This is a genomic window from Altericroceibacterium endophyticum (assembly GCF_009827595.1).
GTDB lineage: Bacteria > Pseudomonadota > Alphaproteobacteria > Sphingomonadales > Sphingomonadaceae > Altericroceibacterium > Altericroceibacterium endophyticum.
The window spans coordinates 393455-412171 of sequence record NZ_WTYT01000001.1 but is presented as its reverse complement, the minus strand read 5'-3'; the positions used below and the strand labels follow the sequence as shown (position 1 = coordinate 412171).

General features: G+C 56.2%; 15 protein-coding genes, 1 tRNA gene and 1 pseudogene. 5 read left to right on the top strand and 12 right to left on the bottom strand.

Annotated features, from left to right (window positions below; all coding sequences use genetic code 11):
* Positions 1–16: 16 nt before the first annotated feature.
* The 3 genes from ntrX to hflX all read left to right on the top strand — a co-directional run bounded on the left by ntrX (position 17) and on the right by hflX (position 3443).
* Positions 17–1405 (top strand): nitrogen assimilation response regulator NtrX, encoded by a 1389-nt coding sequence (ntrX, locus tag GRI91_RS01985; RefSeq protein ID WP_160734950.1) that lies wholly within the window; start codon positions 17–19, stop codon positions 1403–1405.
* 158 nt (positions 1406–1563) lie between these two features.
* On the top strand, positions 1564–2118 hold the full coding sequence (hfq, locus tag GRI91_RS01980) for an RNA chaperone Hfq (protein WP_160734949.1): 555 nt from the start codon (positions 1564–1566) through the stop codon (positions 2116–2118).
* Entirely contained in the window at positions 2115–3443 is a 1329-nt protein-coding gene (gene hflX, locus GRI91_RS01975; RefSeq protein WP_160735334.1) for a GTPase HflX, read from the top strand. Before hfq ends, hflX begins: the two co-directional genes overlap by 4 nt.
* Here the strand turns inward: hflX and mazG are convergent.
* The 10 genes from mazG to GRI91_RS01930 form a co-directional block, all read right to left on the bottom strand.
* Positions 3440–4216, bottom strand: a complete 777-nt coding sequence (mazG, locus tag GRI91_RS01970; protein ID WP_160734948.1) for a nucleoside triphosphate pyrophosphohydrolase — start codon at positions 4214–4216, stop codon at positions 3440–3442. The genes hflX and mazG overlap by 4 nt on opposite strands.
* A gap of 71 nt (positions 4217–4287) precedes the next feature.
* Positions 4288–4455: a hypothetical protein gene (locus tag GRI91_RS15825; RefSeq protein WP_202385396.1), complete on the bottom strand. Its 168-nt coding sequence runs from the start codon at positions 4453–4455 to the stop codon at positions 4288–4290.
* Positions 4452–5219 carry an MBL fold metallo-hydrolase gene (locus GRI91_RS01965; RefSeq protein WP_160734947.1) on the bottom strand — a complete coding sequence of 256 codons (768 nt, stop codon included), beginning with the start codon at positions 5217–5219 and terminating at the stop codon, positions 4452–4454. Before GRI91_RS01965 ends, GRI91_RS15825 begins: the two co-directional genes overlap by 4 nt.
* Positions 5216–5992, bottom strand: coding sequence for a TatD family hydrolase (locus tag GRI91_RS01960; protein ID WP_160734946.1), 777 nt, complete (start codon positions 5990–5992; stop codon positions 5216–5218). Before GRI91_RS01960 ends, GRI91_RS01965 begins: the two co-directional genes overlap by 4 nt.
* Positions 5992–7545: a methionine--tRNA ligase gene (gene metG / locus GRI91_RS01955; protein WP_160734945.1), complete on the bottom strand. Its 1554-nt coding sequence runs from the start codon at positions 7543–7545 to the stop codon at positions 5992–5994. The genes GRI91_RS01960 and metG overlap by 1 nt, the downstream gene beginning before the upstream one ends.
* Before the next feature lie 3 nt (positions 7546–7548).
* Positions 7549–8496 carry a DNA polymerase III subunit delta' gene (locus GRI91_RS01950; RefSeq protein ID WP_160734944.1) on the bottom strand — a complete coding sequence of 316 codons (948 nt, stop codon included), beginning with the start codon at positions 8494–8496 and terminating at the stop codon, positions 7549–7551.
* The gene (gene tmk / locus GRI91_RS01945) at positions 8496–9134 is read right to left on the bottom strand and encodes a dTMP kinase (RefSeq protein WP_160734943.1); all 639 of its coding nucleotides are present in this window, start codon (positions 9132–9134) and stop codon (positions 8496–8498) included. The genes GRI91_RS01950 and tmk overlap by 1 nt, the downstream gene beginning before the upstream one ends.
* Positions 9131–10285, bottom strand: coding sequence for a D-alanyl-D-alanine carboxypeptidase family protein (locus tag GRI91_RS01940; RefSeq protein WP_160734942.1), 1155 nt, complete (start codon positions 10283–10285; stop codon positions 9131–9133). Before GRI91_RS01940 ends, tmk begins: the two co-directional genes overlap by 4 nt.
* 51 nt (positions 10286–10336) lie before the next feature.
* A complete protein-coding gene (locus GRI91_RS01935) occupies positions 10337–11365 on the bottom strand; it encodes an SPOR domain-containing protein (RefSeq protein ID WP_160734941.1) in 1029 nt (342 codons plus the stop codon).
* Positions 11349–12371, bottom strand: coding sequence for a lytic murein transglycosylase (locus tag GRI91_RS01930; RefSeq protein WP_160734940.1), 1023 nt, complete (start codon positions 12369–12371; stop codon positions 11349–11351). The genes GRI91_RS01935 and GRI91_RS01930 overlap by 17 nt, the downstream gene beginning before the upstream one ends.
* Positions 12372–12523: 152 nt before the next feature.
* Between GRI91_RS01930 and GRI91_RS01925 the strand changes: the two genes are divergently transcribed.
* Positions 12524–12613: transfer RNA gene (locus tag GRI91_RS01925), tRNA-Ser, on the top strand.
* Between the two features lie 260 nt (positions 12614–12873).
* Positions 12874–13373 (top strand): annotated as a pseudogene (locus GRI91_RS16360) (ClbS/DfsB family four-helix bundle protein).
* Positions 13374–14200: 827 nt separating this feature from the next.
* Here the strand turns inward: GRI91_RS16360 and GRI91_RS01910 are convergent.
* Together GRI91_RS01910 and GRI91_RS01905 are read right to left on the bottom strand one after the other, a co-directional pair.
* The gene (locus GRI91_RS01910) at positions 14201–16897 is read right to left on the bottom strand and encodes a glycoside hydrolase family 2 TIM barrel-domain containing protein (RefSeq protein WP_160734937.1); all 2697 of its coding nucleotides are present in this window, start codon (positions 16895–16897) and stop codon (positions 14201–14203) included.
* Positions 16898–17053: 156 nt separating this feature from the next.
* Entirely contained in the window at positions 17054–18691 is a 1638-nt protein-coding gene (locus GRI91_RS01905; RefSeq protein WP_160734936.1) for a carboxylesterase/lipase family protein, read from the bottom strand.
* Positions 18692–18717: the final 26 nt, after the last annotated feature.

Here is an 18717-nt window from a genome sequence, read left to right as displayed (position 1 = left end):
AGAAGGAGGATCGCGCATGGCGCTGGACGTCCTGATAGTAGATGACGAAAGGGATATCCGGGAACTGGTTGCCGGGGTTCTTTCTGATGAAGGCTATGAATGTCGCACCGCTGGCGACAGCACGAGCGCACTTGCCATGATTGATGAGCGCCGTCCCAGCCTCGTCTTGCTCGATGTCTGGCTGCATGGCAGTGAGATGGACGGGCTCGAGGTTCTCGACGCTATCAAGAGCCGCGAACCGCAATTACCGGTCATCATATTTTCCGGCCATGGCAGCATCGATACGGCAGTTTCCGCCGTCAGCCGCGGGGCGATGGACTTTATTGAAAAGCCCTTTGAAGCCGACAGATTGCTGTTGCTGGTGGAAAGGGCCACGGAAACTGAGCGTTTGCGGCGCGAAAATGCGCAGCTGCGTGAAGGTGTCACCGCGAATGAAGAATTTAACGGCAATTCGCCGGCGATCAATCAGGTCCGCGCCACTCTCAAACGGGTGGCAGCAACCGGCAGCCGCGTATTGATCTCAGGCCCGGCCGGTGCGGGTAAGGAAGTTGCCGCCCGTCTCCTCCATTCATGGAGCAACCGGGCCGATAAAGCTTTTGTCAGCGTGAACTCCGCGCGGATAACGCCTGAACGCTTCGAGCAGGAGCTGTTTGGCGAGGAAATCGACGGCAAATTGCTGCGCCCGGGCCTGTTGGAAATGGCCGATGGCGGCACGCTCTATCTCGACGAAGTAGCGGACATGCCCCTGAGCACACAGGCGCGCATTTTACGCGTTTTGACCGATCAGAGCTTTGTAAGGGCAGGGGGCAACCGCCAGATTGGCGTCGACGTTCGTGTTGTGTCTTCGTCCTCGAGGAATCTCGAAAATGAGATTGAAGAACAACGATTTCGTGAAGATCTGTTCTATCGCCTGAATGTGGTCCCGGTAGCGGTCCCCTCGCTGGCTGACCGGCGTGATGACATCCCGGCGCTCGCGGATCACTTCTTCACCCGTTATGCAAGCGAGCAGGGCTCCTCGGCGCCCGGAATTACGCCAGAGGCAATGGCCGCGTTGCAGGCCTATGACTGGCCAGGCAACGTGCGCCAATTGCGCAACGTCGTGGAACGCACCGTCATCCTCGCGCCGCGCGACAGGCTCTCGAAAATCGAGCCCGATATGCTGCCCGAAGAAGTCACGGGTGGGGCCTCCGATGCCTCGTCCGGCGTTTCTGCGCTGATGGGCGTCCCCCTGCGCGAGGCGCGTGAGAGCTTTGAGCGCGAATATCTGCGCGTTCAGATCAGACGCTTTTCTGGCAACATTTCCAAGACGGCCGGCTTCATCGGCATGGAACGCTCCGCCTTGCATCGTAAGCTCAAGCTGCTGGGCATGGGCGAACGCAATAATTCGGATGAAAAGGGAAGCTGACTGAAATCTTATCAGGTGAAACGAAAGCCATTGCGTGAATCCCGCCACCGGCATTAGTATGCACCCAATTGATCACCCCGGTCGTCAGCTTGGTGTCACAAGCGACGGCCAGAATGCGGCGCACAAGCGACCGCCAAGAAAAGAAAAGGAGTCAGTTTATGGCCAAGGGTACGCTATCCGCTCGCGCTGTTTCAAAGCCCGCACCTGTTGCCGCAAAAACACCGGCCAAGCCCGGTAATCTGCAAGACGTATTTCTCAACTTTCTTCGCAAAGAGAAGATTTCCGTCACCATGTTTCTGGTGAAAGGCGTGAAATTACAGGGAATTGTCACCTGGTTCGACAATTTCTCGATCTTGCTGCGCCGCGACGGACAATCGCAATTGGTCTATAAGCACGCAATCTCCACGATCATGCCCGGCCAACCGGTGGAATCCGGCCAGTTCGAGATGACTGCCGACGCAAAGAAGAAGCAACGCCTGTTGCAGGATATCTTCCTGTCGCGGGTGCGTGAAGCCGAAGTGCAGGTCACGATGTTCCTGGTGAATGGCGTTATGCTGCAGGGCCGTATCGCATCCTACGATCTTTTCTGCATGTTGCTGGAACGAGAAGGCTTCGTACAGCTTGCCTATAAGCATGCAGTTTCAACAATTCAGCCTGCCACGCATGTAGATCTGTCTACCGAATGGGCTGATGAAGAAGGCGACGAAGACTGAGTTTTGATAATGAAGATGTAGAGGGCGAGGTCACGCGCGGTGCGCGTGCTCTCGTCGTGTGTCCGGATATTCGCGGTCAACGCCGCAGTGAAGATCCTGAAGCACGTATTGAAGAAGCTTGCGGCCTTGCCATGGCGATTGGAATCGTGGTGGCGGACAGCTTCGTGCTGCCTATCCGGGATGTCCGGCCCGGCACCTTGTTTGGTGAAGGCCAGATCGACCGCATTGCTATACAATGCGCGCAGGAAGACGCTGAGCTGCTGATCGTGGATGGCGCGCTTTCGGCCATTCAGCAACGTAATCTGGAAGACCGGCTGAAGAAGAAGGTGATCGACCGGACTGGTCTGATCCTGGAAATTTTTGGCGAACGCGCTGACACAGCCGAAGGCCGGTTGCAGGTCGAGCTCGCCCACCTTGATTATCAGGCGAGCCGCCTCGTGCGCAGCTGGACCCACCTTGAGCGGCAACGTGGTGGCTATGGCTTCCTGGGTGGCCCCGGCGAAACACAGATAGAAGCCGACCGGCGAATGATCCGCAGCCGGATGGGCAGGCTGCGCCGAGAACTTGAGCAGGTCCGCAAGACCCGCGCGCTGCACCGCGAACGGCGCGGCAAGGCGCCTTGGCCGATCGTTGCGCTAGTGGGATACACAAACGCCGGAAAATCAACACTTTTCAACCGTATGACCGGGGCGGACGTGATGGCAGAAGACCTGCTATTCGCGACGCTAGATCCCACCATGCGCGGCATCCGCCTGCCCGGTGTGGAAAAGGCTATCCTGTCCGACACGGTTGGCTTTATCTCGGATCTGCCGACCCAATTGGTCGCCGCATTCCGGGCAACGCTTGAAGAAGTGACCGCGGCAGACATCATCCTCCACGTGCGGGATATGGCCAATCCCGCCAATGCCATGCAGAAACAGCAAGTGCTGGAAGTGCTGCGCGATCTGGGCGTTATGGATGGAGAGGATGATCAGTCGACCATCCCGATCATGGAAGCCTGGAACAAGCTCGACCTACTGGACAAGGATCAGCGGGAAGAACTGCTCGCTCTGGCGCAGCATGATGAGAACATCCTGCCGATTTCAGCGATGCAGGGCGACGGCGTCCAGCTGCTTGCCGAACAGCTGGGCGCGCGGCTCACTGAAGATGCCGAGGAATATGAAATCACGTTGCCGGCAAGTGACGGTCAGCGGATTGCATGGCTGCACGCCCATGGCGAAGTGAAGCAGGAAGAAGAAGCCGGGGAAGGGGAGGATGGCCGCCCGCTCCGCACCCTGCGTGTTCGCCTGACCGAGAAAGAGCACGGTCGGTTTGAAACCATTTAGGAGGAGGGCTGTTCGCTCTTTTCTTGACGCTTGACCTCTTGCCACAGGTTTTCCTGTTGCTCGAGTGTCAATGTGTCAAACCGGCCGTCTGCCATATCTTCCATCGCCCGGAAGCGGCGTTCAAACTTTGAATTTGCGGCGCGGAGCGCCTGTTCGGGAGCTATGCCATAGGCGCGCACCAGATTGACGGCTGAAAAGATGAAGTCACCGGCTTCTTCTAGCTTGTCAGGACCATCGGCAGCTTCCGCCAGTTCGGCTGCTTCTTCGGCAACTTTCGCTGCTGGCCCATCAACATCCGGCCAGTCAAAACCCGCACGTGCGGCACGCTTCTGCAGCTTTTCTGCGCGTAGCAAAGCAGGCAGTGCTGATGCCACACCATCCATCGCGCTGCGTTCGCCCTTAGCTTCGCGTTCCTGCTGCTTGAGATCTTCCCATTTCTGGGCACCCGGAGCGTCATCATCATTGGCGGCAAAGATATGTGGATGGCGGGCTTCCATCTTGTCTGAAATTGCCTGGGCAACATCCTGAAAAGTAAAATAACCGGCTTCTTCAGCGATACGCGAATTGAATACGACTTGCAGCAGCAGATCGCCCAGTTCGTCGCGCAGATCATCCATATGAGAGCGCTCAATCGCATCGACGACTTCGTACGCTTCCTCAATTGTATAGGGCGCAATTGTCTCAAAAGTCTGAGCGACATCCCATTCACAGCCATTCACCGGATCACGTAAGCGCGCCATGATCTGAAGCAGGCGGGTGAGCTGATGGGACATTGCGATCTCGCTCTTATTCGAACTGATAATATATATTATGTTAAATATTACACGGGATGGACGGGCGGTGGCTAGCCGATATTGTTAAAAATGATCGCCACGACCAGAAAAATGCCGAACCAGATCAACGCCAGTCGCGCCGCTTTACCAAGGCTGATGTGCTGCGAACGCAAGGCAGCCAACGCCAGGACCAGATATCCCACCAGCGCCACGATCGACACCCAGTTGAAACTGCTCATAGGATCAGCTCCAATCCGTCGTAGCCGACGGTTACGTTGTCTGGAACTTCATCGCATAGCGTCCGGTAATCCATGCTCTTATCCAGATGCGTCAGCACCATATGGCCGGCGTCACACTTCTCGGCCAGCTCAAGTGCCATCCCGAGATGCGCATGCGTTGGATGCGGATCACGCCGTAAACAGTCACAAATGAGCAAATCGACGCCGTCGAACAGATCCAGCATGCCATCCGTGATTTCACTGAAATCTGTGGCGTAACCTACTGTTTTTCCATCCTGATCGAAGCAGAATGCGGTACTTTGCGCGGGACCATGCGGCATCTGACAAAACCCGACACCGAACCCCAGCGCCATGCGCAATCTATCCAATGTGTCGAGTTTCGCGATAGTCGGATAACCATGCTGGCCGGCAAAGACATAGCCAAAGCGCTGCCTCAACCGGCGTGCGGTTTCATCTGCCGCAAACCCCTGCAGCGGACCGCCGCGCCCATAACGCAGCACGCGCAGATCATCGATACCATGTGTGTGATCTGCATGGTCATGGGTCCAGAAAATCGCATCGATGCGATCAATTTCATTGGTTAGCAGCTGTTGCCGGAGATCTGGCGGCGTATCGACCAGGATACGGGCGCCGTCATTGCCTTCCACCATAATCGCAACGCGTGTACGGCGATTGCGCGGTTCAGAAGGATCACAGGCGCCCCAGTCATTTCCAATCCTGGGTACGCCGGTAGACGTTCCCGAACCAAGTATCACAATTCTCACAGACCAGCCTTCGCGAACAGCTTTGCAAAATTGCGACTGGTGGTCTGGCCTAAATGCTCCACGCTTTCCTCACGCAAAGCGGCAACAAATTCGGCCGTATCGCGTACATAGGCGGGCTCACAGCTTTTCCCGCGATGCGGTATCGGCGCAAGAAACGGGCTATCAGTCTCGACCAACAGCCGATCTTCAGGAATTTTCTGTGCAAATTCCTGAAGATCCTTGGCGTTTTTAAACGTCACGATACCGGAAAGAGAAATCGTAAGGCCAAGGTCGAGCACAATGCGGCCAAAATCAGCCGAGGCTGTGAAGCAATGGATCAGAGCCGGGAAAGCCCCCTTCTCCATTTCATCGCTCAGGATTTCAGCGGTATCATCCTCGGCATCACGTGTATGGATAATCAGGGGCAAGCCGGTTTCGCGCGCCACGGAGATATGCATGCGGAACAGCTTTTGCTGCACCTGCCGGTCGGACTTGTCGTAATAATAATCGAGCCCGGTTTCGCCAATCGCAATGACGCGGGGGTGATGGGTTGCTTCGCGCAAGGCCGCCTCCCCCAGATCCGCATGGCTATCGGCCTCATGCGGATGGATTCCGACGCTGGCCCAGACATCATTTTCACGCTCCGCCGTGGCGACCACGCGGTCCCATTCGCTTTGGCGCGTCGAAATATTCAGAAATGCGTCAACGCCTGCGGCGCGTGCGCGCTCCAGAATGGCCTGCTGATCCTCCACCAGGCCTTCATATTCCAAGTGGCAATGGCTATCGATCAGCATCAGGCGCCCTCCTCTTCCTCCGGCATTTCGAGCCGCGGAAAAGCAGGCTTGGGGCTGTCCACCGTGATCGGCCCATTGGTGATATCCAATTCGAGACCCTGCATGTCGCGCTGATCAGCCGGGATACAAAGCGCGTCAAGGATCTTACCGGAAGCCGTTGGTGTAACAGGCGAAATTGCAATTGCGAGATCACGAATAGCGCCGCAAAGCGTTGCCAAAACCCGCTTCATCCGCTCAGGATCGGTCTTCCGCAGGGCCCAGGGTGCCTGTTCATCAACATAGGCATTGCAGGCGAAGACACCGCGCATCCATGCTTCCAGACCTACGGAAAAAGCCATGCGCTCGAATGCTTCCGGCAATTCCTCACTGCATGCCTTGCGGACAGTTGCCAGCAATTCGCCATCCACGGGCTGAGCCGCAGCTTCAGCTGTAAAACCATCAGGGCAATTCTTGGCAATAAAGCTCATCACGCGCTGCGCGAGGTTGCCGAAGCTGTTCGCCAGTTCCGCATTGGAGCGTGTGACAATGGCTTGCGGAGAGTAGCTGCCGTCCTGACCGAAGGCGAATTCACGCAGGAGAAAATAGCGCAGCACATCCACGCCGAACTTTTCAGCCAGCTCGTTAGGATCGGTCACATTGCCGAGCGATTTTGACTCCTTCTGGCCGCGGTTCAGCAAAAACCCGTGGCCAAACACCTGCTTGGGTAAAGCGATATTCGCACTCATCAGGAAGGCAGGCCAGTAAACCGTATGAAAACGGATGATATCCTTGCCGATCAAATGCACATCTGCTGGCCAGAATTTTTCGAAGTCAGGCGTCGTATCGGGATAACCCAGCCCCGTGAGATAATTAGTGAGCGCATCCACCCACACATACATCACGTGATTCTCAGAACCCGGAACCTTAACGCCCCAGTCGAAGCTGGTTCGCGAGACAGACAGATCGCGCAGCCCGCCTTCGACAAAGCGCATCACCTCATTGCGGCGACTTTCCGGGCGGATGAAATCGGGATTGTCATTGTATAATTGCAGCAATTTGTCCTGATATTTGGACAAACGGAAGAACCAGCTTTCCTCTACCGTCCATTCAACCGGGGTGCCTTGCGGAGAAAGCTTCTCGCCCCCCTCTCCTTCCAGCAGCTCGCTTTCATCATAATAGGCTTCATCGCGGATGGAGTACCAACCTTCATACCGGTCGAGATAGAGATCATCATTCGCCTCCATCGCTTTCCATATGGCTTGGCTTGCGTGGTTATGCGCATCTTCCGTGGTACGGATATAGCGGTCATAACTTATATCAAGATTATCAAATAAATCTTTGAAATAGGATGACATTTGATCCGCAAGTTCGCGCGGAGTCATGTTAAGCTCGCGGGCCTTCTGAGCCATTTTCAGGCCATGTTCGTCAGTCCCGGTCTGAAACCGGACCTCCCTGCCCTGCATCCTGTGGAAACGCGCCAGCACATCGGCGGCAATCGTTTCATAGGCATGACCGATATGCGGTTTGCCGTTGGGATAATGAATCGCGGTCGTAATATAAAAGGGCTTAGCCATGTCCTAGTCCCTAGGCATAGCGGCCGATGCGAGCAAGGTGCCGATTTCCATTACCAGCAATCCAGCATCAAAATTATAGGTCGGAGCCTGAGCGGCAAGCCGGTTGAGGTCGGAATGCGCATCAATCATGACCGGCATCGCGGCCTTGGGCGCCTCTGCGACGGCGCCTGCAAGAACCGAACGGGCCAGATCAATGGCCGCCGCTTGCCGCAAACGATCCGGCCTCGCCCCCATCTCGCCAGCAAGCCGCCCGCGCAACGAATAGTCCCGATCGCCCTCTCGCAAAATGGTCACCATCAGCTGGTGCAATTCCGCCAGGTTCATTTCCACGAAATCAAGCGCTGCGCCCGGTGAGCCTCCCGCCGCGGCAATCGCCGCGTGCCTGGTTGCAGGATTAGCCTGCGGTGCATTTTTCTGCAAAATTGCATCGATTTCTGAATCCGATATTTGCGGAAAACGCAGCAATCGGCAGCGAGATCTGATTGTCGGGAGCAACTTGCCGGGCCGGTGGGTCACCAGCAAGAAATAACTGCCTGCAGGCGGCTCTTCCAGGCTCTTCAACAAAGCGTTCGAAGCGCCCTTTTCCATATCGTCCGCCGGGTCGATAATAATCGCGCGCCGCGTGCCCAATGTCGGCCGTGTGGTCAGCCGCTGCTGCATCCGCCGGATCTGATCCACGCTGATATTGCGCTTGGTCTGATAGGGTTTGCCTTCGTCGCGCTTCTTTTCCTCATCGGAATTAGAAGGAAGATGGGTGAGCACGAGGATATCAGGATGGTTCTGAGCAGGATGATCCTGACCATCCTGCGCGATCAGCGCATGAGCTGCCTCCAGAGCAAAGGTCATTTTCCCGCTGCCGCGCCTGCCAGCAAGCATCCACGCGTGATGCATCCGCGGACTGTCCAGAGCTGCCCGCCATTCCCGCCACACCGTATCATGACCCGACAGCATCAATCGGGTTCCGCAAGCATCGTCTGGAGTGCCTGCCAAATCTGCTGATGCACTGCTTCAGGACTTTTATCGGCTGTAATGCGGCAGAAACGCTGCGGTTCAGCTTCGGCGAGCTGCCCAAAAATACGCGCCACCTTTTCGTGAAAAGTGGCGTCTCTGCCTCCAATGCGGTCCGCATGGGTTCCATCACGTTTTGCAAGGCGCTGCGCAGTAATAACGGCCGGAACTTCAAGAAGAAAGGTTCGGTCAGGCAGCAGACCGCCGCTTCCAATAGCATGCAGCGCAAGGATTTCTGCGTCACTCAGCCCCGCGTCACCGCCCTGATAAGCACGGGTGGAGTCGATAAAGCGATCACAGATAACCCATTGCCCGGATTGCAACGCGGGGAGGATGCAGCGTTCGACATGATCGGCGCGGGCGGCGGCAAAGAGCAATGCCTCCGCGCGGTAGCCCCAATCCGGGTTTTCCGGATCGAGCAGCAGTGATCGCACAGCTTCCGCACCTGAAGTCCCACCCGGCTCGCGCGTGATGATCGCCGGGATATTGCGCTCTGCGAGAGCGCTTTCCAGAAGCCGGGCCTGGGTAGATTTACCTACCCCCTCACCACCTTCCAGCGAAATGAAGCGGCCGCGCTTCATGAAAAGAACCCGTTCACGCCATTTATAATGCGCTGCAGAATGTTGGCCTTGGCAACATTTTCAGCCGCCACGACTGGCACATCATGCGGTTTCTGACCATCGATCTCGATACGCAATTGCGCGACTTCCTGCCCTTGTGCGATCGGCGCTTCCAGCGGCCCGCGGTACCGAATGCTGAGCTTCATACGCTCGCGATCATTTTTGGGCAGGCTGGCCCGGATGTCCTGCGCGGTCGTGAGGGCTACACTGTCTTCTGCACCATTCTGGACCAGCGCGCGTCCGAGATCATAATCCTTGGGCACGAGCAGCCGATTGTCGAACGTATCGAAGCCCCAATTCATGAAATTGCGAGCGCTGCGATTGCGCTCGCCTGCAGATGGAGCGCCAGCCAGAACCATCACCAGCCTGCGGCCATTCCGTTCGGCAGAGCCCAGGAAATTATACCCTGCCTGACGGGTATAACCGGTTTTTATGCCATCAGCGCCCTGCACCACTCCGGTTATCGGATCATGATTGGCCTGCGTGATACCATTATAGGTCATACCGTGATGGCCGAAATAATGGTGATACAGATCCGGGTAGCGCTCGATCATTGCACTGGCCAGCAGGGCCAGATCATCTGCGCTGGTGAAAGTCCGGCCTTCATCCGGATAGCCATTTGGCAGACCGAAATGGCTGTTTCGCATGCCCAGCTCTGCGGCCTTGCTGTTCATCAGCGCGATCCAGTTTTTCATCGACCCCGCTGCTTCATGGGCCATGACCACTGAGGCATCATTGGCGGAAACGGTTGTTATGCCCATCAGCAATCGCTCAACCGTAACCCGGTCGCCGGCCTTCAAGAACATCGATGATCCTTCGCCCGACCATTCATCGGCGTCTTTTTTGCTGACTTCAACGACGCCATCCGGACGTAATTTGCCGCGATTGAGCAAGTCGAACAGCGTGTAAATCGTCATCACTTTGGTGACTGAAGCGGGCATGAAGCGCCGGTCGGCTTCGCGTGTGTACAGCGTCTGTCCGGAGGAAATATCAACCAGCAAAGCCACCGGGATATCGGTATCGATCGGTGCCGCACGCTGCTCCGCGGCGCCCAATGCTCCTGCGTTCGACAATGCCAGCATGGCCAATGCCGGCAAGATAGGTCTTAACATTTTTTGCCCAATCACCCTGGCTCCCTCGAATGGGAAGCGATCACTTCTGGATTAATTCTGCCGATAAATACGCGCATCACTATAACCAGCCGCCTTAACCTTGGCGAGCGCACTCTGCGCTTCTGCACGGGTCTTGAAGGGGCCAGTTCTCACGCGGTACAGCGAACCGGAAGGACTAATGAAACCATCTATGTCACTGGCAACCTGCTCCGCCCCTGCCTTGCGTGAATAGGCACCGGCCTGAACGATGAAACCATTCTCGATTGGAGCAGTAGCAGGCGCAGCACTTTGCGATGCTGCTGCGCGAACAGGCTGAACAGCTTGTACTATTGGCCGAGACACAAAGTCACCCGAACTGTCATTCTCAGGTGGTTCTGCCGCACTGGGCAGATCAGGATCTACATTCCGGATCACCGCAGCGCTGTCATCTTTCTCCGGTTTGGAGCCCGTTTCATCACGGATAGGCAGCGGTGCGGCTTTCTCCGATTCCTCATTCAGAGGGACAGAACCGCTTTCAGGCAAGCGCCGCCGAAGCACCTCGACCAGAGACATCGGCGTATCCATACGCTTCCCCGCCTGACCACCACGACGCAGCAATGCGCGCGATTCTTCAGGTGGATTAACGCGGCGCACACGCACCGGGCCGCCGATTTCCGAGCCAAGCTGTTCCATCGCGCCGGGCGATAAACCAATCAAATCCTTGCTCTGCATCGGTCCGCGCCGTTCAACCCGGACGAGGATAGTCCGTCCCGTATCGAGTGATGTCACCTCAACATAGCTGGGGAGCGGAAGCGTATGATGCTCGGCACTGATTGTGGCACCGCCGGCCGGATCAAGCGCCACATAGCCGACTTCGTCATAATTCATGACATCCTGCGGCGTATAAAGCATCCCTTGCACGCTGTAGGGATCACCAACCACCATCGGATAATCCGCCGCCGGGCCGGTTCGCGGAATTGGCGCAATCTGGGGGGCATTCGAAGAGGCAGCGGCACAACCTGCGAGCAATACAACCGGCAAGAGCTGCAAAATGGGCTTCATGCCGCCAACGGCCACCGTTTCCTTATTGCGCAATATCATCTCCAAGAAGCCCCACACTCATCGCATAATAGTTTGAGCAGTTATATTCGAGGATGACCCTATAATTCTGCGTTAAGAGATAGCCCGGATTAGCGGGACCGTCCGGCTCGAACAGAGATGCCATCACATCGTCAGCGATCTGGCCGCGCGGAATAACGCCAAGCTTCTTCCACTCGGCAACAGTCATCCATTTGCTATGGCGTTCATGCACCCGTTCGCAGACAGGAGCCTCTACACGCGGTGCAATAGCTGATCGATCGACACTGTTGGGAACATAGGCCTGCACGGCCCATGGCTGACCGGTGCGCCAACCGGCATCATGGAAGTAATTGGCGATTGAGGCGAGCGTATCGAGATCACTGTTCCAGATATCGCGTACGCCATCACCATCTTCATCCACCGCGAGCCGCAGATAGACGCTGGGCAGAAACTGTGAATTGCCGAAGGCACCGGCCCAACTGCCCTGCAATTGAGACCGCGGGACACCGCTGTCGGCGATCTTCATCACATCGATCAGTTCACGTTCGAACAATTCGCGGCGGCGCCCCTCCCAGGCCAATGTCGCAAGGGAACGAACGAGATCGAAGCTACCTGTGACTGCACCATAGGCTGTCTCATGCCCCCAGATGGCAATCAAGATTTCTGCAGGTACGCCAAATTCGCGCTCCAGCCGCTGCGCATGCGGTCTCAGACGAGCATAAACACGCTTGCCACCGTTGATCCGGGACTGTGTGTTGTGCCGCTGAATATAGGAATCCATCCGCGGATAGGAGCCGCTGGAAGACGAGCCGACATTATCCGTGTCCAAAGCGAGCACACGGGGGTTAGGTTCCAGACCTGCGGTTAACTGTCGAATGGTCTGTTCGCTGACACCTTCCGCGCGTGCCTTGGCAGAGACGAGTTGCACGTATGAGTCGAAATCGGTCTCCTGAGCACAGGCGGTTTGCGCCCCGGTGGTGCAGGCTAGGAAAGCGGCGAATGGGAGAACAGATTTAAAAAGCTTCATAACGCCTTCTCTTGCACGGCAAGGGAGTGAGTGAAATAGCGAGACTGCGCAGACCTAATGAGAATAGTCGATTTTCCCACAAAAAAGTCGCAGTCTGCTTAAAATCCGCAGGTGACAAATGGTGTTTCACACGCTAGCCGACTTTTCGTAGCGGACAGGTGGCAGAGCGGTTGAATGCACCGGTCTTGAAAACCGGCAAGGGTGCAAGCCCTTCGTGGGTTCGAATCCCACCCTGTCCGCCATTCACCGCCGATTGCCGTCGAAAATAGCCTATGTGCCGCCGATCACCGCACACCAGAAGGTGGCAGCGATTGCCGTTCGGTTTTGCAAGTACTCGCAGCGAAGTGGACGTAGGTAGGTTCATATTTCAATGTCAGCAGTGCGGGAGGAAGTTGCCGTCCGCTGCGGCTGCGCCAAGGGCTGCTATTGCACTGATCCAGGTAGCGACGCAGCCTTGCTTTATATCAATGATGCAATCTGTTAAGTTGTGTAATGGTTGGGCATGCCCGCAGCGACCAACAAGACTGACTTACTTGCCGTTTTCGATAAGGAATTGGCCAAGCTCCGCAAAACGCTTGATGGCGTCGACGAAGCAAAAGCCTCTTGGTCGGCCCCCGATGATGACGCCACGATCAAGGGTGTGATCGCACACCGCACCCACTGGATGGGCATGTTTCACGGTTGGTATGAAACGGAGTTGCGGGTCGCGAGGTTCATGTGCCCGCCAAAGGCTACAAATGGAACCAGCTAAAAGAATACAACGCGCGTCTGTACGCAAAAGGCAATCAGACGCCGTGGTCAGTCCTGCTTGCCGGTTTTGAAACCGCTTGTGACAAGTTGCGCCAGTTCATTGCAGCACAAGACGAGGATACGCTCTACACCAGTGGCGCGCACGCCTGGACCGGAAAATGGACGCTTGGCCGGTACGCAGAGGCGTCTGGTCCATCGCATTTCCGTTCTGCGAACACCTACATCCGAAAGGTATTACGAAACGCCAAGTGAGGCTGACTTCACTGAACGCACGTCTGGCTTTCGACGTTGCCGAAACCAAGCAGTGCAGTTGCGTAAACTGAATCTCTCAGATGGTTTTTATGCAGCAAATGTGACATTCCTCCAAGCTGCAGCATCCGTTAGAATGGGCTCGCTCCAGTCATTCGCTGCAAACATGACGAACGTCCGCTTGCGGGGTTTCTATCGGATGCAAGACAATTTTCGCACCGGGATGTGACCGGCAACATTAATGAATTTGGAGGGCAATAACGTAGATGTCGTTCTCCGTTTCGCCGTCTCCGGCCCGCCAACAAATGCAGCCGCTTAGCCTTAGTTCAGATCCGCCTCGCCAGCATCGACCGCACGCCTACCACCGTGGTCAGTCCTCGCCCCGCGCCCGCAGTCGCGCGCCAAGGTCACGTGCGGCTAGCCGGTTCAAAGAAGATGTATCGCCGCCATCTTGGATGAAGGGATGAGCGGATTCCCGTTTAGACGGTGTTGGATCTGGCGGAATCCTCTAGTGCTCTCAAGGTCAAGGCAGGCAAGCCGCTCACCCTCTCGCGAGACGAGATCGAGGCCGGTGCCGGAATCATTTCTCGTGGGCGAAAGGGCCGATAATTTCTGCTGACTGGAATCTCAAGCCGAAGGGGTATTCCCTTCGGCTCAGCCCATCTACGAAATTGAAGAGATGGAGCTGCGGGACGAGGATCACAGAACGACCAAGCGACAAGTCAGCTCTGAGCTGGAGCCCCTTCGCTTCAATTGTCTGCGTTTGAGCAAGCTGAAGAAATAGGAGGGCGTCTGCCTCCTGCTGAATTCGACCATCGACTTGCTCCTTGCTAACGAAGAGGTTCGACTTCGATCGCCGACACAATTGCAGCACCGGTCACGGGGTCAAAATCGAGTGTCAATTTATCACTTTCCGATCGAATCTCGAAGCTTTCCTTCACCGCCGTAAGCACACCTCCGGCCTGCCGGCTTATATCGTAGGCGGGCAGAACGAGCTTCCCGTTCGCCTTTACATTGAACACTCGTTCGCCTGGATTCGCTTCTGGCTCTACGAAAGTAAGTGTCACGCAGTAGGCGCCTTTTTCGGTGGGAACGTGATATTCAAAATCACCTGTCCGGAACGTCGCCACAATATCCCGGCGATCGGTTTGGGCTATGTCGGCCCGGATAGGTGGACGCCCCCTGCGCAGCGTATCCGCCGTACCAGCCACGCCGCCCTGGAAGAAATTATCCGAGCCAAACTGAACTGGTGCATCTGCAGCGAGAATGGCGCCGCTGTCGATCCTGAAGGCACCAACCTGCGATGCACCAAGCTGCCACGAAATCTCATCTTCGACTTCACGACCGTCAAAAGAACCCATGGCGCGCACGATGTTGGTTCCTGGCGTCAGCCGAACGTCCTGCCAAACGCATACCATTTCCGGACAATCGTTCAGGGTGCCAAGATCACGGCCATTCAGCGTGAGCGAGGTGCTGTCAGCGTTGCTGTGAACCCGAATATCCGTAACGGGATAGGCACGGTCGATATAGCGGCGACCGGTTATGTGGACCGTGGGCTCATCCGACCAATTAGCTCGATAGAAATACCAGGCGTCCTTGCGGATTGCGCGGTCGTAAGTCACCAGGCCTTTGGTGTTGATATCGACGGAGTTTCCTTCCTGCCGAACCGACGTGCCGAAGTCGATCGCATTCCACAGGAAAACACCCCACAGATAGTCGCGATCCTTTAACTGCTGCCAGCTTTGCTCATGCAGCCAGGTCTGAAATTCTTCTGGCTGCGTACTTCCGCCCATATCAATCGGGCCACCAAGCGGATTGTCGGTATGCAGATCAATTGATCCACCTGCACCAATCTCACTGACCGCCAGAGGTTTATCAGGATGCGTGGCGAGCAGTTTGTCCAGATGCGGGCCCAGATCCGATGGTTTTCCATAATACCAGCCAAAATATCGGTTTGCGCCGACTGCATCGACAAGGTCGGCGACGACAGGAACGCCATCCTCAACCCGCAATTCGCAGCATTGAGCCAGCACCACTGATCTGGTCGGATCGATTGCTTTGGTAACCTCATATAATTCGCTCAGCAAGGAGCGCGGCGATGGGACCTTGGCTGGGGGACGACCAAGAAAATCCGGGCGTGTGGGACCGAAATCAACCTCATTGGCGATACCCCAGACCGCGACGGAAGGATGGTTGTAATTCTGCCGGACCATATCCCGGATCTGTTGGCGCGCGTTTGCGCGGAGTTTCTCTGGCGCTACGGTCTGGTCGTCATTTGTTGTCCATGCCGTCACCAGTGCGATCTCGTCCCACAGCACGATCCCGTATTTGTCCGCCAAATCGTGAATTGGACTCCCATGCTGATAATGCGAAAGCCTGAGCGCATTTGCGCCCATTTCGCGCGCGGTTTCCATTGTGAGAGCCACTTCCTCCTCGCTCAGCGCCCAGCCGGACTGCTCATTATCCTGATGCAGTCCCGCACCGAGCAGGCGATAAGGTTTGCCATTCAGAAGGAAGCCCCGCTCGGGATCAAGTTCCACAGTGCGCAGGCCGAAATTCTGGTTGAGCGCGTCAAGCAGCTTACCGTCGATTGAGCGGATTTCCGTACGGAGAGAATAGAGATAGGGGTCCTCAGTCCCTTGCCAGAGATGAGGGTCGTTTACCCGCAAGTCACCGCTGACCTCGCCTTGCTCTCCAGCACCAAGGGACAATTTATCATTCCGGGTTGCTACTTCCCTCCCACTCGCATCGAGCAGGCTGGTAATTACAGCGATCGGCTGAGGGGTGGCCGCATCATTTTTCACCAAAGTGCGAACATTCACGCTCGCCGCTTCGCCCTCGATAAATTCGGTGCGCGCGTAAACGCCCGGACCTCCGCTATCGAGCAGATCGATATGGACAGGTTCGGTTATGATCAGATTGACCGGACGGTAAAGCCCGCCGCGTACGAAGAAGTCGCCTGTAAGCGGCAAAGTGTCTTCGGTACTCGCTCCATCGACAGGCGCGCTGTTGTCAACTTTGACGTAAAGAGTATTGCCAGCGCCGAACTTGAGTGCGTCGGTGACATCAAGCCGGAATCGCCCGAAGGGGTTGCGATTCTCGCCCACAGGCTGCCCATTGAGCCAGACTTCGGCCGAGCGACTGGCCGCGTCGAACTCCAGGAACGCTCGCTGTCCGTTAGTCGCGGCGGGCGCCTCGAACTCCAGATAATACCACCCGATGCCTTGCGTCTTGTTGACATTATCCTCTGTATTGATGCGGTCATTCACCGTGTCAGCTTTATAGTAGCCGATACGGTTCCAGCTGTGCGGAACAGAGACAGTTTCCCAATTGCCCTCTTTTGGGCGATCGTCACCATTCTCTGCCGTTCCAACGAGGTTAAACTGCCAGCCTTTGGACAAGGAGATCGTGCTGCGCCGATCAGGTGCAGGAGTGTTCGCGGCGGCAATGGCATCTTGCGCATGGCCGGTTCCCGGCAGGCTTGCGAGGCCCAGAACTGCCAGGCTGACTGAAGCGAGAACTTTCATAGGATCACCTTGATTGTCGAAAAGTTGCCGGAGGTGTTGTCGCTCCGGAAAATTGAAAAAAGAAAAGGCATTGTTCGCTGCATGCTCTGCACGGAAGTTTAATGTCTAAGCAGGGCATAACTTGAATGAATACTTCGGACCTTTCCTTTTACTATTTCAATCCTGCCCCGTGCTGGCGAGTACAGATTGCTTTGCAATATTTCGGAAAAAGTTGAGTTTGCGCTCTTCGGGCCAGGGTGCCATTTTCATATCCTGGCCAATTTCAAGCAATTCCGGCTCTTTAGCGTCGAACTTCGGCAAGCTCATTTTTCCGCTATCCGGACGCCCGGTCTTTGCAAATGCGACAAGCAAATCCATCATGCTGTTGCTCACCGCAACATCGTCTGCCGTCCATTCCCGCATTGTACGAAAGCGGTTGAAGCTTTCCAATGTGCCCAGCCAGAAAGGCACGCCGGACGTATGATAAGCACCGGCTGTATCCTGGTCGATATCGGGAATAGTCGCCCCTTTTGCATAGCTATGAGGCCTTGCGAACATGTAGCTATATACTGGGGCATTCCCGGTTTCGGTTTGAGCGCGCGCCCACAGATCCATGGAGGAAACCATAGTAGCATCCCGGCTGGCGGCCCGTGCCTGCGCCATGGCCTGCTCATCGCTGGAGGCCGGATAGAGCTCAAGAAACTGCGGCGCCTTATCGCCAAATAGATCCCGGGCCCTTTTCCGGTATTCCTCAAGTCCCGAAACGGGGCCGAAACCACCGAACGCTTCGTCCTTCGTGAAACCAACGATCAGAGGAACGTCATTTTGCTCGGAGCGGGCAAAAATCTGATCGATCGCTTCGGGCAGAACGTAGCCGTCCTCAATCGGCCCCAAACGAGGGGAACCGGGGCTACGCGGAGCGACCAGCCTATCCGCGGGAAGTGCCCTTAAGTCCTCCAGAGATTGTGCCCCCCAGACTGCTTGCAGAGCCAGACCTTCTTCCTCTGCCTCATCAAGCGTCATGAGCTTTGCTGGGCCGGCCCCGCCAATGAGAGCCCCGCTCATGCCAACCGCTTTATCAAACAAACCGGCGGCTAAAGGGCTGGCCTGTAATACCAGCACCGACATCGAACCAGCTGACTGACCAACGATGGTGACATTCGATGGATCTCCACCAAAAGCGGCAATATTCTCCTGAACCCAGCGCAGCGCTGCGATCTGATCCAGAAACCCGTAATCTCCGGAACTGTTATGGGGTGATTCTTCTGTGAGTTGAGGATGTGCAAGAAGACCGAGAGGCCCCAGCCGGTAATTCGGATTGACGACCACGACGTCTTTCTCGGCGAGATGCTCTCCCCGATAGAGCGGCATCGAGCCTGAGCCCACAAAGAAGCCACCCCCGTGGAGATAGACAATTACCGGAGCCTCTTTCAGACCTGGTTTCGCCCAGACATTGAGATAAAGGCAGTCTTCACTGGTGATCTCGGCTCCGGAATATTGGTTCGTGAGAATTCCGCGCTGAGGTTGCATGCATTGAGGTGGCGCCCGGTCCGCATGAAGGATGCCTTCCCAGGGCTCAGCAGGCGTTGGCGCCCGCCAGCGCAAATCCCGAACCGGAGGCGCAGCGAAGGGAATTCCAAGATAGGCATGCACTCCCCCCGCAATTCGCCGCCCCTCGATTTTCCCATCATTGACGGTGATCGGCTGCGCATCAAGCGTTGTAACGGGCCCGATGGACACCATCAGCGCCACTGCGATTTTGAGAGCTCTTTGCCTAACCATTGCTATCCTCTTGGTGCTGACAATTTTTGCCATGCCTCGTTAAGTGGCCTGACCAATAG

What these genes read in the sequence shown, in the direction of transcription:
- GRI91_RS01950 (WP_160734944.1), bottom strand. Translation starts at nt 8,496, where the DNA reads ATGCTGTCGGGTCATGATACGGTGTGGCGGGAATGGCGGGCAGCTCTG.
- GRI91_RS15825 (WP_202385396.1), bottom strand. Translation starts at nt 4,455, where the DNA reads ATGAGCAGTTTCAACTGGGTGTCGATCGTGGCGCTGGTGGGATATCTG.
- ntrX (WP_160734950.1), top strand. Translation starts at nt 17, where the DNA reads ATGGCGCTGGACGTCCTGATAGTAGATGACGAAAGGGATATCCGGGAA.
- tmk (WP_160734943.1), bottom strand. Translation starts at nt 9,134, where the DNA reads ATGAAGCGCGGCCGCTTCATTTCGCTGGAAGGTGGTGAGGGGGTAGGT.
- hfq (WP_160734949.1), top strand. Translation starts at nt 1,564, where the DNA reads ATGGCCAAGGGTACGCTATCCGCTCGCGCTGTTTCAAAGCCCGCACCT.
- GRI91_RS01940 (WP_160734942.1), bottom strand. Translation starts at nt 10,285, where the DNA reads ATGTTAAGACCTATCTTGCCGGCATTGGCCATGCTGGCATTGTCGAAC.
- GRI91_RS01960 (WP_160734946.1), bottom strand. Translation starts at nt 5,992, where the DNA reads ATGCTGATCGATAGCCATTGCCACTTGGAATATGAAGGCCTGGTGGAG.
- mazG (WP_160734948.1), bottom strand. Translation starts at nt 4,216, where the DNA reads ATGTCCCATCAGCTCACCCGCCTGCTTCAGATCATGGCGCGCTTACGT.
- GRI91_RS01935 (WP_160734941.1), bottom strand. Translation starts at nt 11,365, where the DNA reads ATGATATTGCGCAATAAGGAAACGGTGGCCGTTGGCGGCATGAAGCCC.
- GRI91_RS01910 (WP_160734937.1), bottom strand. Translation starts at nt 16,897, where the DNA reads ATGAAAGTTCTCGCTTCAGTCAGCCTGGCAGTTCTGGGCCTCGCAAGC.
- metG (WP_160734945.1), bottom strand. Translation starts at nt 7,545, where the DNA reads ATGGCTAAGCCCTTTTATATTACGACCGCGATTCATTATCCCAACGGC.
- GRI91_RS01930 (WP_160734940.1), bottom strand. Translation starts at nt 12,371, where the DNA reads ATGAAGCTTTTTAAATCTGTTCTCCCATTCGCCGCTTTCCTAGCCTGC.
- GRI91_RS01905 (WP_160734936.1), bottom strand. Translation starts at nt 18,691, where the DNA reads ATGGCAAAAATTGTCAGCACCAAGAGGATAGCAATGGTTAGGCAAAGA.